Raw genomic sequence first — 12,309 nt, 5'->3', positions numbered from 1 at the left:
CGAGGATGCATTGGCGCCGCGATCAGGTGATTACGAACGTGTAAACCTCACCGTGGTGCCTGGAACCGCGCGCATCGCGTGGCTAGTTTGGAGAAATGATGACCTCTGAAACCCCGCTCGTCGTCGTCGAGAACGTCCAGAAGCACTACGGCGAGTTCCAGGCGCTCAGCGACATCGACCTGACCGTCAACGCGGGGGAGGTCGTCGTCGTGATCGGCCCCTCCGGCTCGGGCAAGTCGACGCTCTGCCGCACGATCAACCGCCTGGAGACCATCACCAGCGGCTCCATCCGCATCGACGGCAAGGAGCTGCCCGCGGAGGGCAAGGCTCTCGCGCACCTGCGGGCCGACGTCGGCATGGTCTTCCAGTCCTTCAACCTCTTCGCGCACCTCACGATCCTCGAGAACGTGACGCTCGGCCCGATCAAGGTCCGTGGCCTGAAGAAGTCCGACGCCGAGGCCGAGGCGATGCTGCTGCTCAAGCGCGTGGGCGTCGCGCAGCAGGCGAACAAGCTCCCCGCGCAGCTCTCCGGCGGCCAGCAGCAGCGCGTCGCGATCGCACGGGCCCTGGCCATGCAGCCGAAGGTCATGCTCTTCGACGAGCCCACCAGCGCGCTCGACCCCGAGATGATCAACGAGGTCCTCGACGTCATGGTCGAGCTCGCCCAGGAGGGCATGACGATGATCGTCGTCACCCACGAGATGGGCTTCGCCCGCAAGGCGGCCGACCGCGTCGTCTTCATGGCGGACGGCCGGATCGTCGAGGAGGCCACGCCCGAGGAGTTCTTCACGAACCCGAAGAGCGACCGCGCCAAGGACTTCCTCTCGAAGCTCCTCACGCACTGACTTCCCAGACCCAGCACCCACAGCACAGCACACGAAGGAGACGCACATGCGACGCACACGGACACTGGCCGGATTCGGGATCGCCACGGTGGCGCTGCTCGCGCTCACGGCCTGCAACAGCGGCACGCCGTCGAGCACCGGCATGTCGGGGAGCGACGAGGGCGACACCTCGAGCAGCACGCCCTGGACCATCGAGGAGGACGTCACGATCGAGGGGAGCCCCACGTTCGACCGCATCTCCTCGTCGGGCACCGTCAAGGTGGGCGTCAAGGAGGACCAGCCCGGTCTCGGCTACCTCGACCCCGTGACGGGCGAGCGCACCGGCTTCGACGTCGACATCGCCCGCTGGATGGCGGCATCCCTCGGTGTCGACCCGGAGAAGATCGAGTTCCAGGCGATCGCCTCCGCGAACCGCGAGCAGGCCATCGTCAACGGCGACATCGACTACTACGTCGGCACCTACTCGATCACGGACAAGCGCAAGGAGCAGATCGCCTTCGCCGGTCCCTACTTCGTCACCGGCCAGGGCCTCCTCGTCGCGGCCGACAGCGACATCGCGAGCGTCGACGACCTCGACTCCTCCACGACGGTCTGCTCGGCGACGGGTTCGACGCCGATCCAGAACATCAAGGAGAACTACCCCGAGGTGAAGACGAAGGAGTACGACACGTACTCCAAGTGCGTCGAGGACCTCAAGAACGGCCAGGTCGACGCCGTCACGACCGACGAGGCGATCCTCATCGGCTACGCGGCCCAGGACCCCGACAACCTCAAGGTCGTCGGCGAGCCGTTCAGCGAGGAGCGCTACGGCATCGGTGTGGCGAAGGGCGACGACGCGCTCGTCGAGTACTTCAACACCCAGCTCACCGACGGTGGTGACATCTGGCAGCAGATCTTCGACAACAACCTCGGCGCCTCCGGTGTGAAGGCCGAGCAGCCCGAGGTCGACCCGGTCGATTGATCTCCCCGGGGGCGGTCGGTCCAGCCGGCCGCCCCCGTCCTCCTCGGCGTCGACCTGACGCGGAAACGAACCGAAAGGCACAGCAGTGGGAGTGATCTCGGACCACCTCGACCTCTGGGGTGAAGCGCTGTGGGGAACCATCGCGCTGTTCCTCGGCGGTGGCCTCATCGCCGTGGTGCTCGGACTCATCGTCGGAGCGGCCCGCGTGTCCCCGGTCCCGATCGCGCGCGGCGTCGGCGCCGTGTACGTGAACTGGATCCGGAACACCCCGCTCACGCTGGTGATGTTCTTCTTCGCGTTCTGCCTTCCGATCCTGCTCGGGGAGCGGGTCAACTCCCTGCTGCTCGCCACGATCGCGCTCGGCATCTACACCGCCACCTACGTCGCTGAGGCGATCCGCGCCGGCATCAACACGGTGCCGGTCGGACAGGCGGAGGCGGCACGGGCCATCGGCCTCAACTTCGGCCAGGTCATGCGCTTCGTCGTGCTGCCCCAGGCCACGCGGTCCGTGGTCCCGCCGCTCATGAGCGTGCTCATCGCCCTCATGAAGAACACCACGGTGGCCGCCGGCTTCTCGGTGGTCAACCTCGGCACGATCCGAGCGGCACTCAGCGAGCGGGGCGAGAACGCCCTCGTCGTGCTGCTCTGGGTCATGGTCATCTTCGTCGTGCTCGTGCTGCTCCTGAGCTGGGTGCAGCGCGTACTCGAGAACAAGTGGAGGATCGCGCGATGAGTTCCGTCCTGTTCGACGTCCCCGGGCCTCGCGCCGTCGCCCGCAACCGGATCATCGGCGCCGTCACGATCCTCGTCGTCCTCGCCGTGCTCGGCTGGGTGGTCTGGCGCCTGTACGCCACCGGCCAGTTCTCCGCGGAGAAGTGGAACATCTTCACGTACTCGGCGGTCTGGGTGCGCTTCGGGGAGGGGCTGCTCAGCACGCTCTCCGCCTTCGCGGTCGCCGGTGTCGGTTCGATCGTGCTGGGCTTCGTCCTCGGCATCGGCCGCCTCTCCGAGCACGCCTGGGTGCGGGAACCGGTGCGGTGGATCATCGAGATCATGCGGGCGATCCCCGTCCTGATCCTCATGATGCTGCTGTACTACGGCCTCCCGGTGATCGGTATCCGGATGCCCCCGTACTACGCGGTCGTCATCGCGCTCATCGTCTACAACGGCTCCGTGCTGGCGGAGGTGCTCCGCGCCGGGATCGAGTCGCTGCCGCGCGGGCAGAAGGAAGCCGGCTACGCGATCGGCCTGCGCAAGACGGGGGTCATGTACTTCATCCTCATCCCGCAGGCCGTCCGGGCGATGATGCCCGTGATCATCGCGCAGCTCGTGGTGGCCCTGAAGGACACCGCGCTCGGCTTCATCATCACGTACCAGGAGCTGCTCTACGTCATCAACCAGATCGGCAACCAGGCGCCCTACGGGTCGCCGCTGATCCCCGCCGCGATGGTCGGCGGCTCGATGTACGTCGCGGTCTGTCTCGTGCTCTCCTACGTGGCCTACCGCCTGCAGCGCCGGGCCAAGCGCTCGGCCAAGGCCGGTCCCGTGGAGCCGGACCCCCGCCAGCACGACGGCGAGACGAACACGTCGCTCATCGTGATGCAGCGGGGTCTCGGTAAGCACGACAGCAACAACTCCGGCGGACTGGCGGTGTGAGCCACGACCGGCGCGGGACGCCCGTCCCGCGCCGGTAGACTCGACTCCCGTGTCAGAGTCTCCGGAAATCACACCCGAAGCGGTCGAAGCCGCTGTCGCCGACGCCCTCGCGGCGATCGAGGCGGCCGCCGACACCGCCGCGCTGAAAGCCGCCCGTGCGGCGCACGTCGCGGAGGGATCGCCGCTCGCGGTCCTGAACGCCTCGATGCGCCAGGTCGCCCCCGAGAACAAGGCCGCGTTCGGCAAGCTCGTCGGTCAGGGCCGCGGTCGTGTGAACCAGGCGCTCGCGGCGAAGGAGGCCGAGCTGGCCGCCGCCGAGGTCGCCGCGCGCCTGGAGGCCGAGCGCGTCGACATCACCGCCGTCCCGTCGCGGACGCGCGTGGGCGCCCGCCACCCGCTGCCCCTCCTGCAGGACCACGTCGAGGACATCTTCGTCGGCATGGGATGGGAGATCGCGGAGGGGCCGGAGCTCGAGCACGAGTGGTTCAACTTCGACGCCCTGAACTTCGACGTCGATCACCCCGCCCGTCAGGAGCAGGACACCTTCTACGTCGACCCGACGTCGCGCCACCTCGTCATGCGTACGCACACGAGCCCCGTGCAGGTTCGATCCATGCTCGACCGCGAGGTCCCCATCTACGTGCTGTGCCCGGGCCGCGTGTACCGCACCGACGAGTTCGACGCCACGCACCTCCCGGTCTTCACGCAGTTCGAGGGCCTGGTCGTCGACAAGGGCATCACGATGGCGCACCTCAAGGGCACGCTCGACCACTTCGCGAAGCAGCTCTTCGGCCCGGAGGCCAAGACCCGCTTCCGCACGAACTACTTCCCCTTCACCGAGCCCTCCGCCGAGCTCGACCTGTGGCACCCGACCTTCAAGGGTGGCGCGCGCTGGATCGAGTGGGGCGGCTGCGGCATGGTCAACCCGAACGTGCTGCGCGCGGCCGGGATCGACCCGGAGGTGTACAGCGGCTTCGCGTTCGGCATGGGCATCGAGCGGGGCCTGATGTTCCGCAGCGATGTGCAGGACATGCGCGACATGGCCGAGGGCGATGTCCGTTTCAGCGAGCAGTTCGGGATGGTGGTGTGATGCGCGTCCCGCTTTCGTGGCTGCGTGAGTACGTCGATCTGGCAGCGGATGCCACGCCCGAGGACGTCCTCGCGGCACTGGTGACCGTCGGCTTCGAAGAGGAGGACGTGCACCGGTTCGACATCACGGGTCCCGTGGTGGTCGGCCAGGTCGTCTCCCTCGAGCCGGAACCCCAGTCGAACGGCAAGACGATCAACTGGTGCCAGGTGGACGTCGGCTCCGAGCACGGCGGCGTCCGTGGGATCGTCTGCGGCGCGCACAACTTCGTCGTCGGAGACAAGGTCGTCGTTACCCTGCCCGGCGCTGTCCTCCCCGGCCCGTTCCCCATCGCCGCCCGCAAGACCTACGGCCACGTGTCCGACGGCATGATCGCCTCCGCGCGCGAGCTGGGTCTCGGCGACGAGCACAACGGCATCCTCGTGCTGAGCGACCTCGGCATCGATGCGCCCGTCGGCACCGACGCGATCGCGCTGCTGGGCCTCGACGACGTCGCGGTGGAGATCAACGTCACGCCGGACCGCGGCTACGCGTTCTCGGTGCGCGGTGTCGCCCGTGAGTACTCCCACGCCACGGGGGCGGCCTTCCGCGATCCCGCCGAGCGCGACTTCGCCGAGCTGCAGCCCGGCTCCGGACACACGGCCGTGGTGGACGACCAGGCGCCGGTGCGGGGCCAGGTCGGTGCGAGCGAGTTCGTCACCCGGGTCGTGCGCGACGTCGATCCGTCTCGGCCGACTCCGCCGTGGATGATCGCGCGCCTGAGCCTCGCCGGCATGCGGTCGCTGGGTGTGCTCATCGACATCACGAACTACGTCATGCTCGAGCTCGGGCAGCCGCTGCACGGCTACGACCTGGACAAGCTCACGGGCGGCCTCACCGTCCGGCGCGCGACGCCGGGGGAGAAGATGACCACGCTCGACGGCGTGGAGCGGAAGCTGCACGTCGAAGACCTCCTCATCACCGACGACTCCGGTCCCATCGGCCTCGCCGGCGTCATGGGCGGCGGCACCACCGAGATGAGCGACACCACGCGGAACGTTCTCATCGAGGCGGCGACCTTCGACGCGACGACCATCGCCCGCACGGCCCGTCGGCACAAGCTCCCGAGCGAGGCGTCCAAGCGCTTCGAGCGCGGCGTCGACCCGCTGATCCCCTTCGTCGCGGCCCGCCGCGCAGCCGACCTCATGGTCGAGCTCGCCGGCGGCACGCTCACGGAGGAGGGCGGAGCGCTCTTCGCCGAGGTGTTCGTCGCCGAGATCGAGCTCCCGCGCGGCTTCGTGCAGGGGCTGATCGGCGTCAACTACACCGACGACGAGATCACCGGCGCGCTGACGACGATCGGGGCCGAGGTCAGCCCTTCGACAGGCTCAGGGACCCAGGCCGAAGGCGCAGGGACCCAGGGTGACTCCGGGTGGACGGTCATCCCGCCCACCTGGCGCCCCGACCTCACCGACAAGTGGACGCTCGCCGAGGAGGTCGCCCGCATCCACGGGCTCGACCGCATCCCCTCGGTGCTGCCGACGCCGCCGTCCGGCCGCGGTCTCACGGCACATCAGCAGGGGCGTCGCCGCGTGGTGAACGCTCTCGCCGCCGCAGGATTCGTCGAGACCCCGGCGTTCCCGTTCACGACCGAGGCGCAGAACGATCTGCATGGGTCGGCGTCCGGCGACCATCTGCCCAGCATCCGCCTCGCGAACCCGCTCGACGGGCAGGTGCCGTTCCTGCGGCGCTCGCTCATCCCCGGTCTCCTGCAGACCGCGCACCGCAACATCTCGCGCGGGCTCACGGATCTGGCGCTGTTCGAGACCGGAGCCGTGTTCGTTCCGGAGCCCGGCGTGGAGTACGGCACCGCCGAGGTCCCGCCGCTCGGCGTCCGGCCGTCGGATGAGGTGCTCGCCGCGCTCGACGCCTCCATCCCGCCGCAGGAGCGCCACGTCGCGGTGCTGCTGACCGGCAACGTGTCGCCGCGCCAGCCGGGTCGTGCCGCCGAGGCCGCCGGACTCGTCGAGGCGCTCGACGCGGTCCGCGTGATCGGGGCCGCCGCGGGCATCGAGCTCAACGTCGTGCAGACGCAGCGCGCCGCGCTCCACCCCGGACGCACCGGTGCGCTCGTCGCCGCCGGCGAGGAGGTCGGCTACGTCGGCGAGCTGCATCCCGCCGTCGCCGAGGAGGCTGACCTGCCGGGTCGCGCCACCGTGCTGGAGCTCGACCTCGACCGGCTGCTCACGCTCGCCGGCGGACGCATCGTGGCGGCATCGCTCTCCACGTTCCCGGCCGCGACGCAGGACGTCTCGCTCACGCTCCCGGCCGAGGTGCCGGCGGGCGAGGTCCGCGCGGCTCTCGCGGAGGGCGCGGGTGCACTGCTGGAGTCCGTCCGGCTCGTGGACGACTACCGCGGCGAGGGCGTGCCCGAGGGATCGAAGTCGCTGACGTTCGCCCTGCGCTTCCGCGCCGACGACCGCACGCTGACCGCCGCGGAGGCCTCCGCGGCGAAGATGGCGGGCGTCGCCGTGGCCGCGGAGCGCTTCGGCGCCGCCCTCCGCGACTGATCGGGAGAGCGCACGGCCCTTTCCGGGGAGCCGTGCGCTCTCGCGATAGCGTGGCCGGATGACGAGCCTCCTCCTGCAGCCCACGCCACCCTCGGTCCCCGCCGGAGCGCGATCGCTCGGGGAGGGGCCGTTCCTCTCGCCGGGTGCGCAGCTCGACTGGCACTACCGCAAGCCGGGGTGGACCACGGGGGAGGCAGCGACCGTCACCCCCATGCGCGTCGTCCGTGACGATGAGCGCGGTCTCGTCGCGTGGCTTGCCGCCGGGACGCAGCAGGAAGGCCAGGGCACGTGGGACGGGGAGCGCATCCGGACCGTCCCGCTCGATCGGCGGTGGCGGGAGCCCCGGCGCCGGATCGTCGAGGAGTGGTGGGGCAACGGCATCCTGCGCATCGCGCCCGCGGGAGTGCCGTGGTCGGTCTGGCTGTTCTGGAGCGCGGCCACCGGGACGACGTGGGACTTCGCCGGCTGGTACGTCAACCTCGAGAACGCGCACCTGCGCACCGACAGTGCCACCTACACCTCCGATCACGTCCTCGACGTCGAGATCGCACAGGACGGGCGCGTGGCGATGAAGGACGAGGACGAGCTGGTCGCCGCCGTCGACCAGGGACGGCTGACCGCCGCGCAGGCGGCGCAGATCGAGCGGCACGCGGTCGCGGCCATCGCGTCTTTCCATGCCGGCGACTGGCCGTTCGATCGGGAGTGGATCGACTGGCGACCGGACCCGTCCTGGAGCATCCCGGTGTTGGACGGCCTCGACGAGATCGTCGTCCCCTAACCGCTTCGGGGCCGCCCTCCGCTACGGCGCCGAGGCCGCGCGGGATCAGGCGTTCGCGCGGCATCAGGCGACAGCAGTGCCGGTGGCCTGTGCTTGCGCGGTGGCCTGTGCTTGCGTGGTGGCCTGTGCTCGCGTGGTGGCCTGTGCTTGCGCGGTGGCCTGTGCTCGCGTCATGGCCTGTACTCGCGTTGAGGCCTGTCCTGCCGCTCCGCTCTGAGCGGAGGCCCTTCCCCCGAGTCGTCGATCCTGATGACATGGGCACATGACGGATGTTCTGATCCTCGGGGGAACCGGATGGCTGTCGGGGCGCATCGCCGCGCATGCGCTCGGGGCGGGGGCGACCGTGACCTGCCTGGCCCGCGGCGGACGCCCGGCGCCGCCGGGAGCGACCCTCGTTCTCGCGGACCGCGATGAGGAGGCCGCCTACGACGTCGTGTCGCGCACGGACTGGGACCACGTCGTCGACGTCTCCTCCCGCGCCGATCATGTCTCCGGGGCGGTCCGTGCGCTCGGCGACCGTGCCGCTCGGTGGACGTACATCTCGTCGATGTCGGTGTACCGCGACGACGAGACGGTCGGGACCGACGAGTCGGCATCGCGGCACCCGGCGGCGCAGGCCGGTGAGGACGACGACTACGCGCGACAGAAGGTCGCGGCGGAGGATGCCGTGCAGGCCGGCGTCGGCGATCGCGCACTCCTCGTCCGCCCCGGCCTCATCGTCGGCGACGGCGACCCGAGCGATCGCTTCGGCTACTGGGCGGCGGCGTTCCTCCGGGCCCTGGATGAGCCGGTGCTGCTTCCACCGCTCGAAGGGCGCACGACGCAGGTCATCGACGTCGAGGACGTCGCCGCGTTCGTCGTGTCCGCCACCGTCACCGGTGCCGTGAACGCGATCGGCGACGTGCGCGACCTGGAGGACGTGCTGCGGACGGTGCGCGCGGCCACGGGGCACGCCGGGCCGGTCGTCGTCGGCACGGAGGAGCGCCTCGTCGCCGAAGGTGTCGCGTACTGGGCGGGGCCGCGCTCGCTGCCGCTGTGGCTGCCGCCCGACATGCGCGGATTCATGACCCGCTCGAATGCGCGGTACCGGCGCAGCGGGGGCTCGCTCCGCCCCCTCGACGAGACGGTGGAGCATGTCGTCGCGGACGAGCGCGAACGGGGCGTGGACCGCGAGCGCCGCGCCGGACTCACGCGGACGGAGGAGCGGGCGCTGCTCGACGCCCTCGCTCGCTAGACTGCGAGGCAGTGACACGGGGTGCCGCATCCGCGGCTGAGATCACACCCGTCGAACCTGATCTAGTTCGTACTAGCGAAGGGATGTCGCCGATGAGCGATCCTGTGCGTCCGCAATCCGTCCTCGACCTCGCCGTCACGGCGGGAAGGCTGCGGGAGGAGGTCCGGGCCACGCCGCCGTTGACGCACTGCATCACGAACGCCGTCGTGACGGGGTTCACCGCCAACGTGCTGCTGGCGCTCGGGGCGGCGCCGGCCATGGTCGACATCGTCGGCGAGGCCGAGCCGTTCGCCGCTGCCGCCTCGGGGCTTCTCATCAACCTCGGGACGCCGACCCCGGAGCAGCGGGAGGCGAGCAGGGAGGCCGTGGCGGGAGCGCTCGTCGCCGGCACGCCGTGGGTACTCGATCCCGTTGCGATCGGCACCCTCCCGGTGCGGACGGCGCTCGCGCACGAGCTCGCCGCGCTGCGCCCCACCGCCATCCGCGGCAACGCGTCGGAGATCCTCGCGCTGGCCGGACACAGCAGTGGCGGCCGCGGTGTCGACGCGACGGACGGGACCGAGGCGGCGGCTGCGGCGGCCCGCGAGCTCGCCCACCGGTACGGTTCCGTGGTCGCCGTCTCGGGCCCTGTCGACCTCCTCACCGACGGGGAGCGGGTGATCCGCATCGCCAACGGGCATGAGCTCCTCACACGGGTGACCGGCGGCGGGTGTGCCCTGGGCGCCGTGATGGCGGCGTTCCTCGGGGCGGCCCGTGGCTCCGCGACAGATGCGCTGACGGCGGTGGCCGCGGCGACCCTCGTCTACACGGTCGCAGCCGAGCAGGCAGCCGAGATCTCCCGCGGACCGGGCAGCTTCGCCGTCGCACTGCTCGACGCCCTGTCCGCCGTGACTCCGGCGGACCTCCGCGCCCGCGCCCGCGTCGAGGAGGAGGCCCGATGACCGTCGACCTGTCCCTGTACCTCGTCACCGATCGGTCGCTGTGCGGCGTGCGCGGAGTGGTCGAGACCGTGCGAGAGGCCGTCGCCGGCGGCGTCCGGATCGTGCAGCTGCGCGACAAGCAGGCAACGGACGAGGAGACCGTCGCGCAACTCCTCGCCCTGTCCGAAGCCATCGACGGTCGCGCGCTGCTCGTCGTGAACGATCGCCTCGATGCGGCCGTCGAGGCCCGTCGTCGCGGTGCCAGGGTGGACGGGGTGCACCTCGGCCAGGCGGATGCCTCGGTGCTCCGCGCGCGCGAGCTTCTCGGCCCGGAGGCGTTGATCGGGCTCACGGCGAACACCTCCGCGCACCTCGACGAGGTCGCCGCCCTGCCGCCGGGCACGGTCGACTACCTCGGGGTCGGCGTCATCCGCCCCACGCGCACGAAGCCCGACCATCCGGTGCCGCTCGGCATCGACGGCTTCGCCGCATTCGTCGCGCGCAGTCCGCTGCCGTGCGTCGCGATCGGTGGGGTGGACCTGGAGGACGCGGCGGCGTTGCGTGAGGCCGGCGCGTCCGGGATCGCGGTGGTCTCGGCGCTGTGCGCGGCAGAGGACCCCCGGGCCGCGGCCGGGGCCTTCCGGCGACACTGGTTCGCACGGGCGGTGCCGCACGTGCTCAGCATCGCCGGCAGCGATCCGTCCGGAGGTGCGGGCATCCAGGCCGATCTCAAGGCGATCGCCGCGAACGGGGGCTACGGCATGGCAGCCCTCACAGCCCTGACCGCGCAGAACACGCAGGGCGTCCGCGCCGTGCATGTCCCTCCCGCGGAGTTCCTGCGGGCGCAGCTCGACGCTGTCGCCGACGACATCCGCATCGACGCCGTGAAGATCGGCATGCTCGCGGACGGGGAGGTGATCCGCACGGTCGCCGCCTGGCTCCGGACGACGCAGCCCCCGATCGTCGTGCTGGACCCCGTCATGATCGCCACCTCGGGAGACCGACTGCTCGACCCCGACGCAGAGCGCGAGCTGCGGGGCCTGCTCTCCCTGGCGACCGTGGTCACCCCGAACCTCGCCGAACTCGCCGTCCTCGCCGGTCGCGAGGTGGCGGGCTGGGCGGACGCGCTCGCCGCGGCGCGAGAGCTGTCGGCCGATACGGGGACCGCGGTGCTGGTGAAGGGCGGGCATCTGCCCGGGGACGAGGCACCGGACGCCCTGATCGACACGGCAGCCGGTACGCACGCGGAGTTCCCCGGGGCGCGCATCCAGACGGAGAACACCCACGGCACCGGCTGCTCGCTGTCCGCGGCTCTGGCCACACGACTGGCGCGGGGCGACGATCCCGCGACCGCGGTCCGCGCCGCGCGCGCCTGGCTCCGGGAGTCCCTCCGCGCGGCCGACGACCTGGACGTCGGGCGAGGGCACGGCCCGATCCACCACTTCGCGGGACTCTGGGCACGCGGTGGGGTCGAGACCCGGTCGACGCCGGAGGAGGTGGCCGTGGCCTGGTGGGATGAGACTGCCGCGATCCGCCGCGACATCGATGCGCTGCCCTTTGTGCGTGCGCTCGCCGACGGGACGCTCGACCGCGACGCCTTCGTCTTCTACCTCGCGCAGGACGCCCTGTACCTCCGCGAGTACGCCAGGGTGCTCGCGGAGGCGTCGCGCCTCGCCCCGACCCCCGACGAGCAGGCGTTCTGGGCCGAGGCCGCGCACGGTGCGATCCGCGGCGAGCTGGAGCTGCACGCGTCGTGGCTGACACCGGAGACCGGGGTGAGCGGCGCCACCTTCGCCACCGAGCCCGCCCCGGCGACGATTGCCTACCTCGACCATCTGCGCGCGGTCGCGTTCGGCGGCGACTACGTCGCACTGATCGCGGCCGTGCTGCCGTGCTTCTGGCTCTACACCGACCTGGGGGAGCGACTCCATGCCGGAGCGTTCGGCGCGGCGCCCCGCGACCCCCGGCATCCCTACGCGTCGTGGCTCGCGACCTACGCGGATCCGGCCTTCGCGGAGGCCACGCGGCAGGCCATCGCGCATGTCGCCGCTGCGGCCGCGAGGACCGACGACATCGGCCGGGAACGGATGCGGCGCGCCTTCCTCACCTCGAGCGCACACGAACGCGCCTTCTTCGCCGCACCGGTCGCGCGCGCTGTCGTGTGACGCCCGGGATTTGCGGTGCCGGACGCGCCCGCGCTATCGTCGCCGCATGCCTTCGGTCGCCACCGCTCCTTCGACGCTCGTCCCGAGCGTCATCGCCGTGCGCCGACGTCGCGG

At 71.1% G+C, this 12,309-nt stretch carries 10 protein-coding genes and 1 riboswitch; all 10 genes read left to right on the top strand.

The window, feature by feature from the left end; all coding sequences use genetic code 11:
• Window positions 1-98 precede the first annotated feature (98 nt).
• Window positions 99-845 (top strand): amino acid ABC transporter ATP-binding protein, encoded by a 747-nt coding sequence (locus RI211_RS11405; protein WP_315638025.1) that lies wholly within the window; start codon window positions 99-101, stop codon window positions 843-845.
• A gap of 46 nt (window positions 846-891) precedes the next feature.
• Window positions 892-1,806 (top strand): glutamate ABC transporter substrate-binding protein, encoded by a 915-nt coding sequence (locus tag RI211_RS11400; RefSeq protein WP_315638007.1) that lies wholly within the window; start codon window positions 892-894, stop codon window positions 1,804-1,806.
• Between the two features lie 85 nt (window positions 1,807-1,891).
• A complete protein-coding gene (locus RI211_RS11395; RefSeq protein WP_062636670.1) occupies window positions 1,892-2,539 on the top strand; it encodes an amino acid ABC transporter permease in 648 nt (215 codons plus the stop codon).
• Window positions 2,536-3,462 (top strand): amino acid ABC transporter permease, encoded by a 927-nt coding sequence (locus RI211_RS11390; RefSeq protein WP_187661876.1) that lies wholly within the window; start codon window positions 2,536-2,538, stop codon window positions 3,460-3,462. Before RI211_RS11395 ends, RI211_RS11390 begins: the two co-directional genes overlap by 4 nt.
• A gap of 49 nt (window positions 3,463-3,511) precedes the next feature.
• On the top strand, window positions 3,512-4,552 hold the full coding sequence (gene pheS, locus RI211_RS11385) for a phenylalanine--tRNA ligase subunit alpha (RefSeq protein ID WP_315638008.1): 1,041 nt from the start codon (window positions 3,512-3,514) through the stop codon (window positions 4,550-4,552).
• A complete protein-coding gene (gene pheT, locus RI211_RS11380) occupies window positions 4,552-7,098 on the top strand; it encodes a phenylalanine--tRNA ligase subunit beta (RefSeq protein WP_315638009.1) in 2,547 nt (848 codons plus the stop codon). The genes pheS and pheT overlap by 1 nt, the downstream gene beginning before the upstream one ends.
• 58 nt (window positions 7,099-7,156) lie before the next feature.
• Window positions 7,157-7,876, top strand: coding sequence for a DUF402 domain-containing protein (locus tag RI211_RS11375; RefSeq protein WP_315638010.1), 720 nt, complete (start codon window positions 7,157-7,159; stop codon window positions 7,874-7,876).
• Window positions 7,877-8,138: 262 nt separating this feature from the next.
• Window positions 8,139-9,110, top strand: a complete 972-nt coding sequence (locus tag RI211_RS11370) for an NAD-dependent epimerase/dehydratase family protein (protein ID WP_315638011.1) — start codon at window positions 8,139-8,141, stop codon at window positions 9,108-9,110.
• 7 nt (window positions 9,111-9,117) lie between these two features.
• Window positions 9,118-9,211, top strand: a riboswitch (TPP riboswitch).
• Window positions 9,203-10,051, top strand: a complete 849-nt coding sequence (gene thiM / locus RI211_RS11365; protein WP_315638012.1) for a hydroxyethylthiazole kinase — start codon at window positions 9,203-9,205, stop codon at window positions 10,049-10,051. It overlaps the preceding riboswitch by 9 nt.
• Window positions 10,048-12,195: a bifunctional hydroxymethylpyrimidine kinase/phosphomethylpyrimidine kinase gene (locus tag RI211_RS11360; protein WP_315638013.1), complete on the top strand. Its 2,148-nt coding sequence runs from the start codon at window positions 10,048-10,050 to the stop codon at window positions 12,193-12,195. The genes thiM and RI211_RS11360 overlap by 4 nt, the downstream gene beginning before the upstream one ends.
• Window positions 12,196-12,309: the final 114 nt, after the last annotated feature.

The organism is Microbacterium meiriae (assembly GCF_032364335.1).
In the GTDB taxonomy this organism is placed as follows: domain Bacteria; phylum Actinomycetota; class Actinomycetes; order Actinomycetales; family Microbacteriaceae; genus Microbacterium; species Microbacterium meiriae.
This window is presented reverse-complemented; position numbering and strand designations above follow the sequence as displayed.